Raw genomic sequence first — 19,955 nt, 5'->3', positions numbered from 1 at the left:
ACGCGCCTCCCCGCACGTGCCGTGCTCCCCGGGCCGGGACCTCACCACCTCATACGGAAGCCGAGGCAACACATGTACACCAAGGACGGCGTGGACTACTTCGTGGTCGACGGGCACATCCACTTCTGGGACGCCAGCGAGGAGAACACCGCCAACAAGTACGGCGAGGGCTTCATCCGCTGCTTCTACGACTACCAGCGCAACCTCAGCCCCGCCGAGTGGGTGTGGCCGCTGGAGAAGTTCCGCAAGTACTCCGAGCAGGACCTGATGCACGACCTGTTCGAGACCGGCTATGTGGACGTGGGCATTTTCCAGCCCACCTATCTCGGCGAGTTCTACACCAACGGCTTCAACACCACCGAGCGCAACGGCCGGCTGGCCGCCAAGCACCCCGGACGGCTGATCGTCAACGGCGCCTTCGACCCCCGGGACGGCCGGGCGGGACTCGCCGAGCTGGAGCGGCTGGCGGCCGAGTGGCAGCTGCGCGGCGTCAAGCTCTACACGGCCGAGTGGCGCGGCGACTCCAAGGGGTGGAAGCTCACCGACCCGGGCGCGCAGGACTACCTCGCCAAGTGCGCCGAGCTGGGAATCCGCAACATCCACATCCACAAGGGCCCCACCATCTGGCCGCTGAACCGCGACGCCTTCGACGTCGCCGACGTCGACCACGCCGCCACCGCCTTCCCGGAGCTGAACTTCATCGTCGAGCACTCCGGCCTGCCGCGGCTCGAGGACTTCTGCTGGATCGCCACACAGGAGCCCAACGTGTACGCCGGCCTGTCGGTGGTCATGCCGTTCATCCACTCCCGGCCGGGGTACTTCGCCCGGGTCCTCGGTGAACTCCTGTACTGGCTGGACGAGGACCGCATCACCTTCGGAAGCGACTACGCGATCTGGAGCCCGCGCTGGCTCATCGAGAAGTTCGTCGACTTCCAGATCCCCGAGGAACTGCAGTCCGAATACGGCACCCTCACCACCGACGTCAAGCGCAAGATCCTCGGTCTGAACAGCGCCCGCCTGTACGACATCAAGGTGCCGGAGAGCGCCCAGCTGCCCCCCGCGCAGGTGCCGGCATGACCACGGGCATCACCGAGAGCATCCCCGTCACCGAGGCGGCCGACCGATCCGAGGCGGTCACCGCCGCCCTGGCCACGGTGCTGGACCCCGAGCTCGACCGCCCCATCACCGAACTCGGCTTCGTCCGCAGCGTCGGCATCGACGCCGGGCACGTTCAGGCGCGGCTGCGGCTGCCCACCTACTTCTGCGCCCCGAACTTCGCCTGGCTCATGGTGGAGGACGCCCGTCGGGCACTCGCCGCCCTGCCGTGGGCCACCGAGGTCACGGTCGTCCTGGAGGACCACTTCGCCTCCGACGAGATCAACCACGGGGTGGCCTGCGGCCAGGAGTTCGCCGAGGCGTTCCCGCTGCTGGCCGACCCCGACCGGCTGGAGGAACTGCGCCGGACCTTCCTGCGCAAGGGATACCTGGCCGTGCAGGAACGCCTGGGACGGCGCCTGACCGACCAGGGATGGACCGCCCGGCAGATGGCCGAGGCCCGCGTGGCGGACCTGCCCGGCCGGCTGATCACCACCCTGGTGCGCCGGCGTAGGGCTCTCGGCCTGCCGGCCGACGGCGTCGATCCCCTTTTCACCGACGAACACGGGCGCGCCCTCCTCCCCGTCGACTTGGAGGCCCACCTGCGGCGATGCCGCACCATCGCCGTTGGTATCTCCGCCAACACCGAAATGTGCGAGGGACTGCTCGCCACCCGCTACGGCCCGAACACGGCAGGAGGCACCGCATGAAAGCCGTACGAACGCATGTGTACCACCGCACACCGATTGTCGAGGAGGTACCCGAACCCACGATCACCGGGCCGCTGGATGTGATCGTCCGCATCGGCGGAGCCGGGCTGTGCCGGACCGACCTGCACATCGTCGAGGGCCAGTGGGCGCAGAAGACCCACGTTGCGCTGCCGTACATCCAGGGCCACGAAAACGCCGGCTGGGTGCACGAGATCGGCAGTGCGGTGACGGGCCTGGCCGTCGGCGATCCGGTGATCCTGCACCCCCTGGTCACCTGCGGACTGTGCCCCGCCTGCCGCCGCGGCGACGACGTGCACTGCGAGAACTCCGCCTTCCCCGGCATCGACGCCGACGGCGGATTCGCCGAACTGGTCAAGACCAACGCGCGCGCGGTGGTCAAGCTCGAGAGCGGGCTCGCCCCGGCGGACGTCGCGGCGCTTGCCGACGCCGGTCTGACGGCGTATCACGCGGTGAAGAAGGCGGCGAGGCGGCTGGCGCCCGGCCAGAAGGCAGTGCTCATCGGCGCCGGCGGACTCGGCCACATCGGCATCCAGGCCCTGCGCGCGCTGAACCCCGCCGAACTGATCGTCGTCGACCGCTCGCCGGAGGCCCTCAAACTCGCCGAAACCCTCGGCGCCCAGCACACCGTCGTTGCCGACGGCACGCAGGTGGAGCACGTACGGGAGCTCACCGACGGACAGGGTGCCGAAGCGGTCATCGACTTCGTCGGCGAGGGCGGCGCCCTGGAGGACGGCGTGGCCATGCTGCGCCGGGCAGGCGACTACCACGTGGTCGGGTACGGCGGGGTCCTGGCGGTGCCCACGATCGACATCATCTCCACCGAGATCAACTTCATCGGCAACCTGGTCGGCTCCTACACCGACCTGGCCGAACTGATGGTCCTGGCCGCCCAGGACAAGGTCGCCCTGCACACCACCGTCTATGCCCTGACCGACTTCGCCAAGGCCCTGCAGGACTTGGACGAGGGCAAGGTCCGCGGCCGGGCCATCCTCGTCCCCTGAGCTGGCCCTCCTGCCCTCTCCGCGCAGTACACGGCCGTTCGTTCGCGGCAACCGCAGCACCACACCCATCACCGGCTCGAACACCACCGGTTCGAAAGGCGGTTACGAAACATGGCAAAGGACCTGCGCTTCAACGTCGAGGCGCGACGACTCCTCGAGGCGGGAGTGAACGCCCTGGCCGACGCAGTCAAGGTGACGCTGGGCCCCAAGGGACGCAACGCCGTCATCGAGAAGCTGACCGGCCCGCCCACCATCACCAACGATGGCGTCACCATCGCCCGGGAGATCCAGCTGCGGGACCCATTCGCCAACATGGGCGCCCAACTGGTCAAGGAAGTCGCCGACAAGACCAACGGCGTCGCCGGAGACGGTACGACCACCGCGACGGTGCTCGCCCAGGCCCTCGTGCGCGAAGGGCTGCACGCGGTCGACGCCGGTGCGAACCCGATGCTGCTCAAGGCGGGCATCAACCATGCGGTCGCCGCGGTGATCGACGCACTGCAGGAGAACACCCGGCAGATCACCGACCAGGCGGACCTCGCCCACGTGGCCACGCTCTCGGCCAACAACGACGCCGAGATCGGCGAGACGATCGCGACCGCGATGGCCCGCGTCGGCCGCAACGGGGTCGTGACGGTGGAGGAGTCCCCGTCCTTCGGGCTCGACGTGAGTTTCGCCGACGGCGTGGAGTTCGACCACGGCTATGTCTCGCCCTACATGGTGACCGACAAGGACCGGATGGAGACGGTCTTCGAGAACCCCTACATCCTGCTCACCAACGAGAAGATCTCGACCGTCCAGACCTTGATGCCGCTGCTGGAACAGGTCACCCGCAGCGGCAGCCCGCTGGTGATCCTGGCCGAGACAGTGGATGGCCCGGCCCTGGGCATGCTCGTGACCAACAACGTGCACGACACCTTCAAGTCGGTGGTGGTGCGGGCGCCGGGCTTCGGCCACCGGCGCATCGCCGAACTCGAGGACCTCGCCGCCTTCGCCGGGGGACGCGTCATCACCGGCGACGCCGGCCTGAGCCTGGACGCGGCGCGGCTGGACCAGCTCGGCCGCTGCCGCAGGATCACGGTGACGGAGTCCAGCACCACACTGGTGGGCGGCGCGGGTTCACAGGAGGTCGTCTCGGCCCGTATCGAGCAGATCAAGCGGGAGCTCGAGCGCACCGAGAACGAGCATGACCAGGACCACCTCCAACTGCGCATCGCCCGCCTGTCCGGCAGCGTCGCCGTCATCCACGTCGGCGCGGCCACCGGCGTGGAGCTCAAGGAGAAGCAGCACCGCGTCGAGGACTCGCTGTCCGCAACCCGGGCGGCCATAGAGGAGGGGATAGTCGCCGGCGGCGGAACGGCGCTGGCCCAGTGCGCGACCGTGCTGGAGCGCCTCGAACTGTCCGGGGACCACTCCGCCGGACGGGACATCGTCCGCCGTGCACTCGGCGAACCGCTGCGCTGGATCTCGATCAACGCCGGTTACGAAGGCCAGGAGGTCCTCGACCGTGTCGCCGCACTGCCCACGGGACACGGGTTCAACGCGCTCACCGGAGAGTACGGCGACATGTTCGCCCTCGGGGTGATCGACCCGCTGAAGGTGACCCGCTCAGCGCTGCAGAGTGCGGCGTCCGTCGCGGCGCTACTGCTCACCACCGAAACGCTGGTGGTCGAGGAGATCGTCCAGAACCCGGGCGCGATCGTGGCCCCCGGCTTCGGCGACCTGGCCGAAGGCATGGTCCGGCCGTCGAACATCTACTGACGGGCCGGAGAAGCAGGCACCAGGGAGGCAGCCGCCGCGTCCATGACCGGTTCGAAAAACGGCCCGTCCGCCGGCCGGGCGCAGGGGCGGCCGCCTCCCGGCACGCCGGACGACTCAGTTCGGCGGACCCGCGTGCGGGCCCGCCGTCGCCGACGTCGACCGCCGGCCACAAGGACACAAAGGGAGAAGAGCTTGTACACCACCGGCCAGAAAATGGCTGAACGGGCAGATCTCCAAGGCTTCGCTCCGTCTCGTCTGCAGCGGCTCCGCCTGATCGGACCGGCATTCGTCGCCGCGATCGCCTATGTGGACCCCGGTAACGTGGCAACCAATGTCACCGCGGGCGCCACGTACGGCTACCTGCTCGTGTGGGTCATCGTGGCAGCGAACCTGATGGCCTGTCTGGTGCAATACCTTTCGGCCAAGCTGGGGCTGGTGACCGGGCAGTCGCTCCCGGAAGCCCTGTGCGACCGGATGCCCCGAGCCGGCAGGCTGGCCTACTGGGCGCAGGCCGAGTTGGTGGCAGTGGCCACCGACCTGGCCGAGGTACTCGGCGGGGCGATCGCCCTGTATCTCCTGTTCGATCTGCCGCTGCTCGCCGGAGGGCTGGTCACGGGCTTGGTGTCGACCTGGCTGCTCGCCCTGCAGAGCCGACGTGGACAGCAGCCCTTCGAGCGGGTGGTCATCGGCCTGCTCGCCGTGATCGCCCTGGGGTTCTTCGCCGGGCTCTTCGTGACCTCCCCGTCGGCACCGGATGCCGTGAACGGCCTGATCCCCCGGTTCGCCGGCCCGGACAGCGTCCTTCTGGCAGCAGGCATACTCGGTGCCACGGTCATGCCCCACGCCGTGTATCTGCACTCGGCACTGGCCCGGGACCGGCACGGAAGGCATGAGGGCGAGCAGCGACGGAAGCTGTTGTCCGCGACCAAGTACGACGTGGGCATGGCCATGCTGGTCGCCGGTGCCGTCAACCTGGCCATGCTGCTCCTGGCAGCGGCAGCACTGCAGGGCGGCGAGACCGGTGGTTCCCTCGAGGGCGCGTACGCCGCAGTCGGTACCCATGTCGGCGGCGCGATAGCGGTGCTCTTCGCCGTCGCCCTCCTGGCGTCGGGATTCGCCTCCACCGCGGTCGGGTGCTACGCCGGTGCAGTCATCATGGGAGGCTTGCTGCGCCGGCGGATCTCCCTGGTGATCCGCCGGGTCATCACGCTGATCCCGGCCGTCGTGATGCTTGCTCTGGGGGCCGATCCGACGCAGGCACTGGTCATCTCCCAGGTCGTGCTCTCCTTCGGGATCCCGTTCGCCCTCGTACCGCTGGCTGTACTGACCTCCCGCCGCAGCGTCATGGGGCCTTACGCAAACCGGCGTCTGGTGACAGTGGCTGCCACGCTCGTGACCATCACCGTCATCGCGCTCAACCTCGTGTTGATCTATCTCACCGTGACCGCCGCGACCTGATCAGACCGCCGACCGACCGGGGAGTGGTGCTCGAGCGCCGCGCTGCTCGCAACCACGAGCCCGGACTCCGCCCCGAAAAGGAGACCGCAATGGACGTGACCACGCTCCGGGCGATCGCGGGCACCCTGGCCATGGCCGGCGCATGGGGCACCGTGGCCATGGTGATCTACAAAGCCGCCTTGCGCCGCGTGGACTGGGATCTGATCCCGGCCTCGGCCATGCCCCGCGTGCGTTGGTGGGCCACCCACGCGACCCGTGTGCTCCGGTTGAGCCTGGCCTTCGCCGTGCTCGGGCTGACTTTGCTCGGCCTGGCCGAGCTCGCGGCCACCTGAACGCAGAGAGATTCGAAGGAGATTGACATGATCTTCATCGCGGTCAAGTTCACTGTCCGCCCGGACCGATCCGAGGAGTGGCTCAACCTGGTCGACGACTTCACCCGGGCGACCAGGCAAGAGCCGGGCAACATCTTCTTCGAATGGTCCCGGAGCGTTCACCGGCCCAACCAGTTCGTCCTCATCGAGGCATTCGAGTCGCCCAAGGCGGGCGCGGTGCACGTGAATTCCGGCCACTTCAAGACCGCCATGGCCTGGATGCCCGAGGTGATCGCCAAGAAACCCGACATCATCCACGTCCAAGTGGCCGGGACCGGCTGGTCGCAGATGGCCGAACTCACCCCCAGTGGCAGCGGGCAGTAGCCGCTGGCTGCGATCGGTCCGGAGCCGTTCATGCCTGAACCGCAGCGATCAACCAGTTCAGATCCCCGATCGTGTCCGCACCGGACCGGCACCGGATCAACCGCAGCGGTGACCGGCCGGATGCGGTTCTCCTGTGCGCGCTTCGCGGTGGTCGTGCTCCGCGCCCGCGTCAGGAGAAGCGGCTATGGTCCGATCCGCTGCGGGTCGCCGCAGCTGTCTGCGTGGCTGCACACATGCTCAGCTATGGCCGCTCGACAACACGCATCGCCGAGAGCATCGCCGACCTCCGGATGGTCGATCATCGCCACGCGCCTTGGCGGATGGACGTCATGGAGTGGGCGTACGGCCCGGCCCTACGCCCGAGCCCTTACATCGACGATCTGGTGCGGCTCCAGGTCATCATCCCTAGCAGTCGTTGCCTCTGACGCAAGGCCATGACTGCTGCCGCTCCAAACTGGGGTCCGCTGCGGTGTCTTCCGGGCTGCGACGGTGCTCACTGGACTGTCGGCGAACGAATCGCTCGGTCGTGGTGGACCGGTTCGACCGTTGCGTCTCTGATCCCGCTGTTCCTCGTCCGTGAAGGCCAGTGCACGCTCAGGGCTTCGGTCCGTGATTGCTCGCGCTGTCCGCAGGCCTTGCCCGTCCTCAGGCAGCGCCCAGCATCCGTCGCTGGGCGTCGAGCTGATGCTCGTTCACCCATGCCTGCGCGGCGGTCTGGACTGCATCCCAGGGCGAACCGAACGGTGGCGTGTAGGAGAGGTCTAGGTCGCTGATGTCGTCGACGGCCATGGCGTGGAATAGGGCGGCCGCGTACGTGTCGACTCTCTTGGAGATCTCCGCGCTGAGTCGTCCGACGAGCTGGGCACCGAGGAGGAGTCCGGTGTTGGTGTCGCCGGTGACGCGGATCGTGATCGGAGTTGCTCCGGGGTAGTACGCCTTGTGGTCGTCGGGGCGGCTGGTGGTGGTCGCCGGCGTCCAGCCCCGATCGGCAGCTTGTGCTTCGTGGCCACGGAGCCCGGTGCGGGCAGCTACGAGATCAAACACTTTGACGACCTGGGTGCCGAGGCTCCCCTGGAACCAGCGGTAGCCGCCGAGTGCGTTTTCCCCGGCGATCCGGCCCTGCTTGTGGGCTGTGGTGCCCAGCGGCAGCCAGGTCTTTCCGAGCAGCCGGTGGTGGGTGACGGCGCAGTCCCCTGCGGCGTACACGTCGGGTAGCGAGGTGCGCATGTACTCGTCAACGTCGATCGCGCCGTTGACGCCGAGCCGGGCTCCGGCGCTGGCCGCGAGCGCCGTGTCGGGGCGTACGCCGACGACGACCAGGACTAGGTCGACGTCACAGGTGAAGGTTCTGCCGCCCGGCCCGGTGGCTCGGACATGGAGGGTGTCGCTGGAGGGGTCGCGGGTGACTGCGGAGACCTGGGTGCCGGTGATGACCTCGACGCCGTGAGCGGTGAGCTCTGCTCGGACGAGGGCGCCGAGTTCCGCATCGACCGTGGGCAGTACCTCGGGCAGGGCCTCGATCTGGGTGACGGCGAGGCCGCGGGTGGTCAGGGCCTCGGCCATCTCCAGGCCGATGTAGCCGGCGCCGATGACGACGGCCGACTTGGGATGGCGGGTGGCGAGGGTGTCCATGACCGCGAAGGTGTCGCCCATGCTGTGCAGCAGGTGGACGCCGTCCTTCGGTCCGAGTGCGTCAGGACCGGTCAGCCCTTCGATGGGCGGTCGTGCGCTGACCGCCCCAGTGCCCACGATCAGCGCGTCGTAGGGCAGTTCCTCATTGCGGCCGTCCGCGTCACGCACGGTGAGCCGCTTGCCGGTCACGTCGATGCCGGTGGCGAGGCTGTCGGTGCGCACCTGCATGCCGGTGGCTTTGAGGTCGGCCAGGGTGCGGTGGGCGAGGTCGCTCCAGTGCCCGACTTCGCCGGAGACGTAGTACGGGATGCCGCAGATGGAGAAGTTGGGGTAGGCGTCGGCCACGACGACGGTGACCTCGCTGTCGGGATCCAACTCGCGGGCGCGCAGGGCCGCGCTGATGCCTGCGTCGCTGCCGCCGATGGCGACGATGCGCTTGCTGGCCACCGGGATACCTCCGTGGAGAAGAGTGGGGGTGGGGGCAGTGCGGTGCCCCCACCGGTGTCGCGTCAGGCGAGGTGGTCGGCGAGCTCGCGTTCCAGGGCGGCCTTGGGCTTGGCGCCCACGAGGGTCTGCACGACCTCGCCGCCCTTGTAGAGGTTCATCGTCGGGATGGACATCACGCCGTACCGGGCGGCGATGGCCGGGTTCTCGTCGATGTTCAGCTTGACGATTTCGATCTTGTCGCCGTGCTCGGCGGCGATCGCTTCCAGGGAGGGAGCGATCTGGCGGCACGGGCCGCACCAAGCGGCCCAGAAATCGACCAGGACCGGCTTGTCGCTCTTGAGGACATCCTGTTCGAAGGAGTCCTCTGTGACGTTCTTGAGAGCCATGGGGTGCTTGTTCTCCTGCTGGTGGTGCTGTCAGACGGTGGCCGCGACCGGCTCGCCTGCGGCTTGTCCGGTGCCGGTGTCACCCAGGGCGGCGAGGTATCGCTCGGCGTCCAGTGCGGCCTGGCAGCCGCTGGCGGCGGCCGTGATGGCCTGCCGGTAGGTGTGATCGACGACGTCGCCGGCGCCGAAGACGCCGGGGATGTTCGTACGGGTGGAGGGGGAGGCAACCTTGAGGTAGCCGTCACCGCCGCCGACGACCAGGATGTCGCGGTCGCGGAAGAAGAAGCCGTCACAGGTGGCGCACCAGGACACACCCCGGCCGGACAGCTCCTCTTCGTTGGGCAGGCCGAGCTTGCGGTAACCGGACCCGGTGGCCACGATCACCGTCTTCGCCCGGTGCACGGTCCCGGAGGAGTCCGTGACCGTCTTGGTCTCCCCTGCCAGGTCGACCTCGACGATGTCGTCGTCGACCATCTGTGCGCCGAACTTCTCCACGTGGCGCGCATCTTCACCATGAGGTCCGGGCCGGCGATGCCCTCGGGGAAGCCGGGGAAGTTCTCGACCTCGGTCGTCGTGGTGAGCGCCCCGCCGACGGAGATCGCGCCGCAGAAGACCAGGGGCTTGAGCTCGGCGCGGGCAGTGTAGAGGCCGGCGGTGTATCCGGCGGGGCCGGAGCCGATGACGATGACCTCGCGTATGCCGCCATCGGCCACCGGGTCACGCCTCCTGCTTCGCATCGACCTCGGCGATCAGGGCCTCGATGCGCTTCTGGATCTCGTCACGGATGGGACGGACGGCCTCGACGCCCTTGCCGGCCGGGTCCTCCAGGTCCCAGTCGAGGTACTTCTTGCCCGGGAAGATCGGGCAGGCGTCGCCGCAGCCCATGGTGATGACGTAGTCGGACGCCTGGACGGCCTCGGTGGTCAGGACCTTGGGCTTCTGGTCGGAGATGTCGACGCCGACCTCCTTCATGGCCTCGACGGCAGCCGGGTTGACCTGGTCGCCGGGCAGGGACCCGGCGGAGCGGACCTCGATCCGGTCGCCCGCAAGGTGATTGAGGAATCCGGCGGCCATCTGCGAGCGTCCGGCGTTGTGGACGCAGACGAACAGCACGGAGGCGAGCGGGCTGGAGGACATCGGTTCTTCCTTCATGAAGGGATGCAACGGTGGTACGGAGCAGGAGGATTCAGCTGCTCGGCAGGGTGGCGAGCAGTTCGGTGATGTGGGCGTCGATCTCATCGCGGATGCCGCGGACGACGGCGATCGGGGCGCCCTCGGGGTCGGCGATGGGCCAGTCCAGGTAGCGGCGGCCGGGCACGATCGGGCAGGCGTCCCCGCAGCCCATCGTGATGACGATGTCGGCGGCCTGGACGACCTCGTCGGTCAGCGGCTTGGGGAACGCGTCGGTGGCGTCCACACCGGCCTCGGCCAGTACCTGCGCGACGACCGGTTCGACCTCGGCGGCCGGGTGCGTACCCGCGGAGGTGACGGCCACGCGGTCGCCGGCGCGGTAGGAGAGGAGAGCGGCGGCCATCTGCGAGCGGCCGGCGTTGTGGCTGCACACGAACAGCACCCGGGGCTGACCGCTGCCGGACGCCCCCTGGATGTGCGCCAGTGCGTCCAGACGCTCGGTGGCCAGGTGCTCGGCCAGCACCACCAGATGGGCGCGGACGCGGGCATGCGTGGCGAGATGCTCGTAGGAGTCCGTGACGACGCCCTGGATGGTCTCGGGCGAGAAGTGACCTCGAAAGCGGAGGGCGAGGCGGGCGATGCCGGCCGCCAGCCGCTCATCCGGTAGAACAGGGGGCAAAGGCGCAGTCATGGGAACCCCCTTCGGGTCATGGGCCCAACGTCTGTTGGGTGCGGGTCCCAAAGATCAGCCCAGACTGGTGTCAGCCCCGGCCGATGTGAGAGTATCAGTCCATGCTGACGTCAGTCGACACTGATCTGATTCGGGTTCTGGCCGACCCACTCAGGCTCCAGATCATCACCTTGCTCGCCAAGGAGACGCTCTGCACCACGCACCTCGTCGAGGAGACCGGCGCGAAGCAGACCAACCTCTCCAACCACCTGAAGGTGCTGCGCGAGGCGGGCGTGGTCGAGACCGAGCCCTGCGGACGGTTCACCTACTACCGGCTCAAGTCCGACGTCATCGCCTCTCTCGCGGGCCAGTTCACCGAGCTGGCGGAGACCGCGCGCATCACCGCCGAGAACAACCTCAAGCGGTCCTGCCCCTGATCGCCCGGCCAGACAACTGCACCGAGGAGTCGTCGTTGACCACCACCCACGAGAGCGCCGCGGAGTCCGTGGTCTCCGCTGAATCCCAGCCCGCTCCGGGGGCCACCCCACCCAGCGCCCCCCTGGTCGCCCGGGCCGCCGCCGAGCTGATCGGCACCGCGGCCCTGGTGGCGGTCGTGGTCGGCTCCGGCATCCAGGCCACCGAACTGACCAGAGACGTCGGCCTGCAGCTGCTGGCCAACTCCCTGGCCACCGTCTTCGGTCTCGGCGTCCTGATCACACTTCTCGGCCCTGTATCCGGTGCCCACTTCAACCCGGTCGTCACCCTGGCCGAGTGGTGGACCGCTCGCCGCGGCGGCGCAGGCGTCACCTTGAAAGAGAGCGCCGTGTACGTCCCGGCTCAGATCATCGGCGCGATAGCCGGCTCGATCCTGGCCGATGCGATGTTCGGCGAGCCCTTGGTGAAGTGGTCCACACACGATCGCTCCGCCGGACATCTGCTGCTCGGCGAGGTGGTCGCGACGGGCGGCCTGATCCTGCTGATCTTCGGCCTTGCCCGAACCGACCGTCTGCGCTTCGCTCCCGTGGCCGTCGCCTCCTACATCGGCGCTGCCTACTGGTTCACCTCCTCCACCTCCTTCGCCAACCCGGCCGTGACCATCGGCCGCGCCTTCACCGACACCTTCGCCGGCATCGCGCCGGGCTCGCTCGCCGGGTTCATCGGCATGCAGGTGGTCGGCGCCGTGGTCGGTCTGGCTCTGGTGGCGCTCATCTTCATGCCGGGCCGGAAGGCTGAAGCGCAGCCGACCGCATGACGCACAGCACGCAGGTGGTGGTGATCGGCGGGGGGCAGGCCGGGCTCGCCGCCGGGTACCACCTGCGCCGCCTGGCCATCGACTTCGTCATCCTCGACGCTCAGACCGAACCCGGTGGGGCCTGGCAGCACGCCTGGGACTCCCTCCGCCTTTTCTCCCCGGCGAATTACTCCTCCCTCCCGGGACGGCTGATGCCGCGGCAGGCCGGTGAGGAGTACCCGGACGCCGCCCACGTGGTGGAGTACTTGCGCGACTACGAGAAACGCTACGAGCTGCCTCTTCAGCGGCCCGTGCGTGTTCTGGGCGTGCACCGCGACGAGGGAACCCTCCGCGTGGAGACGGACTCCGGCACCTGGCACGCGCGTGCCGTCATCAGTGCGACCGGCACTTGGTGGCGGCCCTTCCTACCCGCCGTTCCCGGCCGGGGAGACTTCGGCGGCCGGCAACTGCACACAGTCGAGTACCGCCGTTCGCTGGACTTCGCCGACCGCCGCGTGATCGTGGTCGGCGGCGGCAACTCCGGCGCCCAGATCGCCGCCGACCTGGCCTACGACACGCATCTGACCTGGGTCACTCAGCGCCCGCCCCGATACCTGGCAGACGACATCGACGGCCGCGCCCTCTTCGACACGGCCACCGCCCGCCGCCGCGCCCTCGACGAAGGCCGCACGGACACCGGCGGCGTCGCCTCGCTCGGTGACATCGTCGCCGTTCCGCCCGTCCGCGCGGCGCGCGACCACGGCCTGCTCAAAGCCGCCCCCATGTTCGCCCGGCTCGTCCCCGACGGTGTCGAATGGTCCGACGGCACCCGCATGGAAGCCGATGCCATCGTCTGGTGCACCGGCTTCCGTCCCGCCCTCTCTCATCTCGCACCGCTCAAACTTCGAGGCCGGCGAGGCCACATCGCCACCATCGGCACACAGGCTATGGACGAGCCCCGCGTGCACCTGCTCGGCTACGGCGACTGGACCGGACCCGCCTCCGCCACCCTCATCGGCGTGGGACGACCGGCGAGGGAGGCGGCAAGGGGAATTGCCGCGCTTCTTGGCTGATCCGCCCGCCCCTAGGCGGTCTCTACGCTCGCGGTGTCAACCCAGCGTGCGAGCACGCTGAACGCGGCCGGCTGTTCCAGCGCCTCGTGCTCAGGAAGTTCCGGCAGGCCGTCTTCGTGGCTGTTCGAGTTGCGTATCCCGGCACAACAGCCCTCGGCGAACGCCATGGCGCCCCGGTGGATGCTGCGGAAAGTGTCCCAGCCATCGTCGTCCATGAGGCGCAGGCGCGGTTCACCAGCCTTCGGCGGCGTCTGCGAGAAGGCGCTCTGGAAGAGCTTCGTCTCACTCAGATCGGCGGCCGACTCTGTTCTGTCTCGGCGTTGACCTTGCGGGCTGCTGCGGTAACTGCCTCGCGGAAATGTCCGCTCCCCCACAGGGCTTTGGCCCCCTCCCAGACCCATGGGGGTGCATGGACCCCGCGCTCAGCTGAGGGGCATCGTCACCGAGGCGGGCACTAATCTCGGCGTCCCGTTGCAGGGCTGCGTCCGCTCGCTGAGCCGCCTCGTGGTGCTGGCACCAGCGGTTCACGGTCTTGTTCCTGTCGGAAGACACTTCGGTGCGCCACCGCGGCAGGACACGGTCGAGGATCTTCTCCACCACGTGGGCACTGGCCACGACATCGGCCTGGGCACCACGGGTGGAGAGCCTGGAGCTGATGGTGAGGACACCTGGAGGGTCCTCAGGGCGGTACAGCTCAGTCAGCAAAAGGAACTGGGCCAACTCAGTGCGGGCCCAGGGATATCGATACCCATGCGGCTATTGTGACGCACGCCGCTGACAATGCCCGGCCGCCGTCATGGGGCCGACCGTCAGGCCGCAGCGGGCACTATGGCCAGCAGCTGGCCCATCGCCGTCAGCACCGACGGCTCCACCCGGTAGTACACCCACGTGCCGCGCCGCTCGGAGGTCAGCAGCCCGGCCTCCTTGAGCTTCTTCAGGTGGTGGGAGACCGTCGGCTGGGAGACACCGACGTCCGAGATGTCGCACACGCACGCCTCGCCGCCCTCATGTGATGCGACCAGCGAGAACAGCCGCAGGCGCACCGGGTCGCCCAGTGCCTTGAACATACGGGCGGTCCGCTCGGCCTCCCCGGCGGTCAGCGGCCGCTCGTTCAGAGGCGGGCAGCACGGCGCTACGGACTCGGGAGCCGCAGGCTCCAGCAGCGGCAGCACCTTCGTATTCGACATGCGTCTATGTTCACACACATCAAATCAGTACGGCGAGGGGCTGGGAGAAGCCTGGTCCCGACCAGGTAGCGCGACGGCAGCCGACTGGAGCCGCGTCCTGGCCCACACCTCGCAAAGGGCAGGAGGTGCGGCGCCCGCATGGGCCGGCCGGAGTCCGTGAGCAGGAGACGCCCACCTGATGGTCGTGCACGAGGTACTCATTCAGGACGACCGGCTCCAGCTCCCTACTCGGGTGATGCGAACGCCGCGGCCAGGCCTGACTGACCGCCCCCGATCACCGCCGCGTCGGTGCACTCCGATCACCCAGATTCGACATATGTCTATGTTGACGTTTGTCGAATCAGGTGCCATGCTGACCGCGGAAGATATCGACGAATGTCGAAGCAAAGGGAATCTCGTGAGCGCGCCCACCACCGGCCAGCTGCCCGTCGTGGTCATCGGAGCCGGCCCCATCGGCCTGGCCGCCGCTGCCCACCTCATCGAACGCGGCATTGACCCGCTGGTCCTGGAGGCTGGTCCGACCGCTGGCACCGCCGTACGCGACTGGGCGCACGTGCGGCTGTTCTCGCCCTGGGCCGAGGTCACCGACCCGGCCGCCGAGAAGCTGCTGTCCCCGACCGGCTGGGTGCGCCCCGACGGGATGACGTACCCGACCGGCGGCGACTGGGCCGATGACTACCTTCAGCCGCTCGCCGACGTCCTGGGCGACAAGGTCCGTTACGGCATCGCGGTGACCGGCGTCGCCCGCGCAGGCCGTGACCGCATCGTCGACTCCGGCCGGGACGAGCAGCCCTTCACGGTGCACGTCCAACTGTCTGACGGCCGCGAGGAGCGGATCGCCGCCCGCGCCGTCATCGACGCTTCAGGTACATGGAGCGTGCCCAGCCCGATGGGTGCGAACGGTCTGCCTGCCCTCGGTGAGAAGGCGTCGGCCGACCGGATCTCCTATCGCGTCCCGGACCTTAAGCATCCGGCCGTGCGTGCCCGGTATACCGGCAAGCGCACCGCGGTCGTCGGTTCCGGCGCCTCCGCCTTCACCGCGCTGGCCTACCTCGCCGAACTGGCCAAGGAGGAGGACGGCACGCACGCGGTGTGGATCCTGCGCCGGAGCATCGGCACGGACACCTACGGCGGCGGCGAGGCCGACCAGCTTCCGGCCCGCGGCGCCCTGGGCCTGCGCGCCAAGGCCGCGGTGGAGAACGGATACGCCAGCACAGCCACCGGCTTTCGTACCGAGGCCGTCGAGCGCGGCACCGACGGCCGCCTGGTCCTTGTCGCTGAGGACGGGCGCCGGCTTGAACCCGTCGACGAGATCATCGTTCTGACGGGCTTCCGCCCGGACCTCTCCTTCCTCTCTGAGGTCCGCCTCGACCTGGACGAGCGTCTCCAGGCCCCGACCGCGCTGGCCCCGCTCATCGACCCGAACGTGCATTCCTGCGGGACGGTGTACCCGCACGGCGTGAACGAGCTGTCCCACCCGGAGCAGGACATGTACCTGGTCGGCATGAAGTCCTACGGTCGCGCGCCGACGTTCCTCGCCATGACCGGCTACGAGCAGGTCCGTTCCATCACCGCGGCGATCGCCGGGGACCGCGAGGCCGCCGAACGCGTTGAGCTGACCCTGCCGGAATCCGGCGTGTGTGGTGGCGCGGGCCTGTTCGACGACCCCGACGCCGCGCAGGACAGCACAGGCGGCGGTTGCTGCGCCGCCCCATCCACCTTGCAGATCGGCATCGGCGCCCCGGCCTCATCCGGCGGTTGCTGACCACTACCCCACCCTTTCCCGCAGGAGGCCCGTCATGTCCCGTGTACAGCTCGCCCTGCGTGTCCCCGACCTCGGCGCGTCCATCGCCTTCTACAGCAAGCTGTTCGGCACCGAGCCCGCCAACATCCGCGACGGCTACGCCAACTTCGCTATCGCCGAGCCCCCACTCAAGCTCGTCCTGATCGAAGGGACCGCAGGCGAGGCAACCCGCATGGACCACTTGGGCATCGAGGTCGAGACAACCCAGGCCGTCCACGCCGCTTCCACCCGTCTCAGCCAGGCCGGTCTGTCGACCGATGTCGAGAACGACACCGCCTGCTGCTACGCCCTCCAGGACAGGGTCTGGGTCCACGGTCCTGGCCAGGAACCCTGGGAGGTCTAGGTGGTCAAGGCCGACGCCGACACCCTCGCCAAGCAGGGGGGGCAGCACCTGCTGTACCAGCCAGGCCGACGCCGGCGTCAAGGAACCGGCGGCCGCGGGCGGCTGTTGCTGATCCGCCGATGGCCAACCTCCACACCAGCGAGGACGCGACCGGAACCGGCGACCGGTCACGGCCTCGCGCCGTACTGCCCGCCCTGTCCGTCACACAGGTCACTGGCTGGTACGCCTTCCGCGTCCTGAACCCCCAGATCACCGCGCCACCGGCATCCCTCTCGGTCGCATCCTGGACCGGCTCGGCCCACACGCCGTCATGACCACCGGCTGAGTCTTGGGCGTCGCCGCCGTGCTGGCCATCGCCAGCTGACCCACCAGTGAAAACCTTCGAACGCCTGGTCGGTCCTCACGCGGCCTGTGGGCCACCGTCAGAGGCTATCGGGGGCTCCTGCGCCCTATTGACGCGGCGGACGGCTCGCCAGGTCAGCGGGGCGCCCACTGCGGCGGGCAGGATCCAGTACGCCAAGGTCGGCAAGCGGTCCCAGAGGGGTAGTTGTGAGCCATTGTCGACGTAGAAAGCGGTCAGCATCGCAACATACGAGCCGCCCATGCCGACGATGTGCGCCGTGTCGCCGGACCAGTGCCGCCGCCTGGCCGTCCGGCCGGTCAGTGCCGCCGTAAACGCGACTGCTCCGATCAGGAACAGGTGGTAGTCCTCGCGCAGGCGCATCGCGGTCATCGCTGTGGCGGTAGCGAACACGATGCAAATCGCCCCAAAGTACATTGCCCCGAACCTGGTGTGCAGCCCGCGGCCCTTGCGCCGCACCACGGCCGCGCCCGCGCCGACGACCACAGCTGTGAGGCCGGCCAGGACGTGCACGGTCAGGAAAGAGAGGAAGACCGGCGAGGTCTCCGGTATGTGGATGCCGAACAGGTCCATGCCCACCACCAATGAGTAGCGTTACTACCTATATGACCACGCTACGGCTTCGTTCGGTGGTGAAGGAAGTCCTGGAGCAGTAGTCTCGCTACCTATGAGGGCAGAACTGCTGAAAGGCCATCTGGACGCCCTGCTGCTGGCCACGTTCGAGAACGGGCCACGCCATGGCTACGCGGTCAGGGAGGCCCTGCGCGAAGGGTCCGCGGGTCGCATCGACCTGCCCACCGGCACCGTCTACCCAGCGCTGCGGCGCCTGGAGCAGGCCGGGCTCATCAGTGGTGCGTGGGACACCACCGGTGCACGACCCCGTCGCACCTATGAGTTGACCCCGGCTGGGCGGACCGCGCTCACTGGCGAGCGCTCAGGCTGGCAGGAGTTCTCCGCCGTGGTCACGGCGTTGCTGGAAGGCCGAGCATGTCCACGCACCACCTGATCGACGCCTATCTCGGCTCCCTGCACCACCGACTGCCTGCAGATGTAGTCAGCGAGCTCGCCGACGGCCTTGTCGAGACGTACGAGCACTACCGCGATCAAGGGCTCACCCCCGATGCCGCTGCCCGTGCGGCCATCGCCGACTTCGGCTCGCCCAATCTGATCGTCGCCGACTTCGCGGAGACGGCACCAGGGCGCCGCATCGCGCGGACTCTGCTCTTTACCGGTCCTCTGGTCGGTGCATGCTGGGCTGCCGCGCTTCTCACCACACAGCCATGGCCCCCACTCGTGCTGGCTGTTGTGCGCGTAGCCGCCCCCACCGCCCTGTTCGCTGTTGTTGTCCTGCTTGTGGTGGCGTTGCGGGGCCCTTACCGGCGCATCCGCGCAGCCGCGTTCGCCGCGAGCGCCGGTCTCGTCATCGTCGACACCGTGGCCCTGATCACCCTTGCGGTGCTCGCGCTGCCGTTCACGGGCTTTGTACTGTGCGCAGCCACGGCCAGCGCCCTCCGAATCACGCTCGCCATGCGTGTGATTCCCCGTCTGACCACCGCTGGCTGACCTGCCGACAGGGGTGGGCATCGGCAGGATTGGAGCACACGGCCAGCTTGCGGCCTGTTCGTTCCGGTGTGGGTGTCACGGATCTTCTGATCCGTAGCCTCTACAGCTGTCGGGCGGCGGCGGTCGGGTGGGCGAGGATTTCGCCGCATCGGGCGACGCAGTCGGCGCAGATCCACACGTCGGGGCCGGCCACCAGGCGGCGGGTTTCGCTGCGGGCGTGTCCGCAGAAGGAGCAGCGGTCGGGCTGCTTCTTGCCGGGGCGTCCGCGGCGGGTGCGGCGGCCGAAGGCGGTGCGCGGGATGTTGATGTAGCAGTGCAGCAGGCGCTTGATGTCCGCGACGTCGATGCCGAGGTCGTTCAGGACGCGGCGGCCACGGGAGCCGGGATTGGTGGCGATGACGGCCAGCAGCTGGGGTGTGGTGGTGACCACCGGGGCGCAGGTCGGGGTGCGTTCGGTGGCCAGCTGTTCGGCGGCGGCCAGGGCCGCCTGGGCTTCGGGGGAGAACACGGCGTGCGGCGGCGAGGCCAACGCGTCGGGGTAGTCGAACAGGCGGCGGCTCACTTCGCGGACCTTGTCGCGGGTGGCGGCGGCCACGCCGTCGATGAGCAGGCCGCGCAGCAGGTGCTCTGCGCCTGCCTCGGCGAGCCCTTCGGCTTGCGCGGCTTCAAGCGCGGCGGTGAGGGCGCTGTCCAGGTCCCGGCCGCGGATGAGGCCGACCGTTGGGGGCGTCTGCTCGACGCGTTCCGCATACCGCTGGCGGGCGGCTTGGCGGGATACCCCGAGGCGTTCGCCGATCACGGTCCAGGAGTAGCCGGCGTCGCGGACCTGCCTGACGACCTGGTCGACGGCCGCGTCGGCCCGGCCGGAGAGGTCGCGGGTGACGGTGAGGACGGCGTCGAGCAGGTCGAGGGGATCGTCGCTTGCTGCGTGGGGTGGGCCGCCTGGATGAGCTGGTCCACGGTGGGCTCTGGGCTCATGCCGACAACCTTAGGTTGTCAGCCAGCAGCTGACAATCCCTTGTTGTCACTCGGGTGCGAGGGCGGCGATGATGCGGCAGATGTCCGCCTGTGTGCCAGGTGCTCGGATCGGTCACGGCGGCGCGCTCGGCCAGGCCGCGCAGGGCTGTACAGGTCTTGCGCAGTTCGGCCATGCAGAGCTCGATGTCCGCGAGATGCTGCTCGATGAGATCGGTGACGTGCGTGCACGGCGGCTCGCCGGAATCGCGCAGGGCCAGGACGGAGCGGATCTCGGCGAGGGTGAGCCCGGCCGACTGGGCGTCGCGGATGAAGGCGAGCCGGTGAGTCATCTGCAGCGGGTAGTCGCGGTATCCGCTCGGTGTGCGCGGGGGCTCGGGCAGCAACCCGGTCTGCTTGTAGAAGCGGATC

General features: G+C 68.9%; 23 protein-coding genes and 3 pseudogenes. 16 read left to right on the top strand and 10 right to left on the bottom strand.

What is annotated here, in order from left to right; all coding sequences use genetic code 11:
* Positions 1 to 72 precede the first annotated feature (72 nt).
* From VXC91_RS27085 to VXC91_RS27050, 8 genes are all read left to right on the top strand, one after another.
* Entirely contained in the window at positions 73 to 1,077 is a 1,005-nt protein-coding gene (locus tag VXC91_RS27085; protein WP_329509954.1) for an amidohydrolase family protein, read from the top strand.
* Complete coding sequence (locus VXC91_RS27080) at positions 1,074 to 1,805, top strand: iron-sulfur cluster assembly protein (RefSeq protein ID WP_329509953.1); 732 nt, start codon at positions 1,074 to 1,076, stop codon at positions 1,803 to 1,805. Before VXC91_RS27085 ends, VXC91_RS27080 begins: the two co-directional genes overlap by 4 nt.
* Complete coding sequence (locus VXC91_RS27075; protein WP_329509952.1) at positions 1,802 to 2,827, top strand: NAD(P)-dependent alcohol dehydrogenase; 1,026 nt, start codon at positions 1,802 to 1,804, stop codon at positions 2,825 to 2,827. Before VXC91_RS27080 ends, VXC91_RS27075 begins: the two co-directional genes overlap by 4 nt.
* A 111-nt stretch (positions 2,828 to 2,938) precedes the next feature.
* A complete protein-coding gene (gene groL / locus VXC91_RS27070) occupies positions 2,939 to 4,588 on the top strand; it encodes a chaperonin GroEL (protein ID WP_329509951.1) in 1,650 nt (549 codons plus the stop codon).
* A 213-nt stretch (positions 4,589 to 4,801) separates the two neighbouring features.
* A complete protein-coding gene (locus tag VXC91_RS27065; RefSeq protein ID WP_329509950.1) occupies positions 4,802 to 6,046 on the top strand; it encodes an Nramp family divalent metal transporter in 1,245 nt (414 codons plus the stop codon).
* 89 nt (positions 6,047 to 6,135) lie between these two features.
* A complete protein-coding gene (locus tag VXC91_RS27060) occupies positions 6,136 to 6,378 on the top strand; it encodes a hypothetical protein (protein ID WP_329509949.1) in 243 nt (80 codons plus the stop codon).
* A gap of 27 nt (positions 6,379 to 6,405) precedes the next feature.
* Positions 6,406 to 6,741 carry a putative quinol monooxygenase gene (locus VXC91_RS27055; protein WP_329509948.1) on the top strand — a complete coding sequence of 112 codons (336 nt, stop codon included), beginning with the start codon at positions 6,406 to 6,408 and terminating at the stop codon, positions 6,739 to 6,741.
* A 71-nt stretch (positions 6,742 to 6,812) separates the two neighbouring features.
* A complete protein-coding gene (locus VXC91_RS27050; protein ID WP_329509947.1) occupies positions 6,813 to 7,166 on the top strand; it encodes a hypothetical protein in 354 nt (117 codons plus the stop codon).
* Between the two features lie 220 nt (positions 7,167 to 7,386).
* Here the strand turns inward: VXC91_RS27050 and VXC91_RS27045 are convergent, their stop codons facing one another.
* The 5 genes and pseudogenes from VXC91_RS27045 to VXC91_RS27025 form a co-directional block, all read right to left on the bottom strand.
* Positions 7,387 to 8,820, bottom strand: coding sequence for an FAD-dependent oxidoreductase (locus tag VXC91_RS27045; protein ID WP_329509946.1), 1,434 nt, complete (start codon positions 8,818 to 8,820; stop codon positions 7,387 to 7,389).
* 62 nt (positions 8,821 to 8,882) lie between these two features.
* Positions 8,883 to 9,206, bottom strand: a complete 324-nt coding sequence (gene trxA / locus VXC91_RS27040) for a thioredoxin (RefSeq protein WP_329509945.1) — start codon at positions 9,204 to 9,206, stop codon at positions 8,883 to 8,885.
* Positions 9,207 to 9,236: 30 nt separating this feature from the next.
* A pseudogene (locus VXC91_RS27035) lies at positions 9,237 to 9,943 on the bottom strand (NAD(P)/FAD-dependent oxidoreductase).
* On the bottom strand, positions 9,924 to 10,343 hold the full coding sequence (locus VXC91_RS27030) for an arsenate reductase ArsC (RefSeq protein ID WP_329509944.1): 420 nt from the start codon (positions 10,341 to 10,343) through the stop codon (positions 9,924 to 9,926). The pseudogene VXC91_RS27035 and the gene VXC91_RS27030 overlap by 20 nt, the downstream one beginning before the upstream one ends.
* Before the next feature lie 49 nt (positions 10,344 to 10,392).
* Positions 10,393 to 11,028 (bottom strand): arsenate reductase ArsC, encoded by a 636-nt coding sequence (locus VXC91_RS27025; RefSeq protein WP_329509943.1) that lies wholly within the window; start codon positions 11,026 to 11,028, stop codon positions 10,393 to 10,395.
* Positions 11,029 to 11,129: 101 nt separating this feature from the next.
* Here VXC91_RS27025 and VXC91_RS27020 point away from each other — a divergent pair, with 101 nt between their 5' ends.
* Genes VXC91_RS27020 through VXC91_RS27010 form a run of 3 tightly spaced genes read left to right on the top strand, consistent with a single transcriptional unit; the run spans position 11,130 to position 13,311 of the window.
* On the top strand, positions 11,130 to 11,444 hold the full coding sequence (locus VXC91_RS27020) for an ArsR/SmtB family transcription factor (protein WP_329509942.1): 315 nt from the start codon (positions 11,130 to 11,132) through the stop codon (positions 11,442 to 11,444).
* A gap of 35 nt (positions 11,445 to 11,479) precedes the next feature.
* Positions 11,480 to 12,259, top strand: coding sequence for an MIP/aquaporin family protein (locus tag VXC91_RS27015; RefSeq protein ID WP_329509941.1), 780 nt, complete (start codon positions 11,480 to 11,482; stop codon positions 12,257 to 12,259).
* Positions 12,256 to 13,311 carry an ArsO family NAD(P)H-dependent flavin-containing monooxygenase gene (locus VXC91_RS27010; protein WP_329509940.1) on the top strand — a complete coding sequence of 352 codons (1,056 nt, stop codon included), beginning with the start codon at positions 12,256 to 12,258 and terminating at the stop codon, positions 13,309 to 13,311. The genes VXC91_RS27015 and VXC91_RS27010 overlap by 4 nt, the downstream gene beginning before the upstream one ends.
* Positions 13,312 to 13,322: 11 nt before the next feature.
* On the opposite strand, the gene VXC91_RS27005 is transcribed toward VXC91_RS27010, so the two are convergent.
* A complete protein-coding gene (locus VXC91_RS27005; protein WP_329509939.1) occupies positions 13,323 to 13,685 on the bottom strand; it encodes a TIGR02391 family protein in 363 nt (120 codons plus the stop codon).
* 435 nt (positions 13,686 to 14,120) lie between these two features.
* Positions 14,121 to 14,498 carry an ArsR/SmtB family transcription factor gene (locus VXC91_RS27000; protein WP_329509938.1) on the bottom strand — a complete coding sequence of 126 codons (378 nt, stop codon included), beginning with the start codon at positions 14,496 to 14,498 and terminating at the stop codon, positions 14,121 to 14,123.
* A gap of 397 nt (positions 14,499 to 14,895) precedes the next feature.
* Here VXC91_RS27000 and VXC91_RS26995 point away from each other — a divergent pair, with 397 nt between their 5' ends.
* The 3 genes and pseudogenes from VXC91_RS26995 to VXC91_RS26985 all read left to right on the top strand — a co-directional run.
* Positions 14,896 to 16,263 (top strand): FAD-dependent oxidoreductase, encoded by a 1,368-nt coding sequence (locus VXC91_RS26995; RefSeq protein ID WP_329509937.1) that lies wholly within the window; start codon positions 14,896 to 14,898, stop codon positions 16,261 to 16,263.
* A 34-nt stretch (positions 16,264 to 16,297) separates the two neighbouring features.
* Positions 16,298 to 16,757, top strand: a pseudogene (locus VXC91_RS26990) (ArsI/CadI family heavy metal resistance metalloenzyme).
* 7 nt (positions 16,758 to 16,764) lie between these two features.
* Positions 16,765 to 16,967 (top strand): annotated as a pseudogene (locus VXC91_RS26985) (MFS transporter); the annotation flags it as partial.
* A gap of 78 nt (positions 16,968 to 17,045) precedes the next feature.
* Here VXC91_RS26985 and VXC91_RS26980 read toward each other — a convergent pair.
* Positions 17,046 to 17,579, bottom strand: a complete 534-nt coding sequence (locus VXC91_RS26980; RefSeq protein WP_329509936.1) for a hypothetical protein — start codon at positions 17,577 to 17,579, stop codon at positions 17,046 to 17,048.
* A gap of 94 nt (positions 17,580 to 17,673) precedes the next feature.
* On the opposite strand from VXC91_RS26980, the gene VXC91_RS26975 reads away from it, so the two are divergent.
* Together VXC91_RS26975 and VXC91_RS26970 are read left to right on the top strand one after the other, a co-directional pair.
* Complete coding sequence (locus VXC91_RS26975) at positions 17,674 to 18,012, top strand: PadR family transcriptional regulator (RefSeq protein WP_329509935.1); 339 nt, start codon at positions 17,674 to 17,676, stop codon at positions 18,010 to 18,012.
* On the top strand, positions 17,994 to 18,569 hold the full coding sequence (locus tag VXC91_RS26970) for a permease prefix domain 1-containing protein (protein WP_329509934.1): 576 nt from the start codon (positions 17,994 to 17,996) through the stop codon (positions 18,567 to 18,569). The genes VXC91_RS26975 and VXC91_RS26970 overlap by 19 nt, the downstream gene beginning before the upstream one ends.
* A 100-nt stretch (positions 18,570 to 18,669) precedes the next feature.
* Here the strand turns inward: VXC91_RS26970 and VXC91_RS26965 are convergent, their stop codons facing one another.
* Together VXC91_RS26965 and VXC91_RS26960 are read right to left on the bottom strand one after the other, a co-directional pair.
* Positions 18,670 to 19,368 carry a ClpX C4-type zinc finger protein gene (locus VXC91_RS26965; protein WP_329509933.1) on the bottom strand — a complete coding sequence of 233 codons (699 nt, stop codon included), beginning with the start codon at positions 19,366 to 19,368 and terminating at the stop codon, positions 18,670 to 18,672.
* Between the two features lie 175 nt (positions 19,369 to 19,543).
* Positions 19,544 to 19,955, bottom strand: a 412-nt coding sequence (locus VXC91_RS26960) for a MerR family DNA-binding protein (RefSeq protein ID WP_329509932.1), incomplete at its 5' end; no start/stop codon positions are given.

The organism is Streptomyces chiangmaiensis, assembly GCF_036281785.1.
In the GTDB taxonomy this organism is placed as follows: Bacteria; Actinomycetota; Actinomycetes; order Streptomycetales; family Streptomycetaceae; genus Streptomyces; species Streptomyces chiangmaiensis.
The sequence above is the reverse complement of the archived record's forward strand: the minus strand, read 5'-3'. Positions and strand labels throughout refer to the sequence as shown.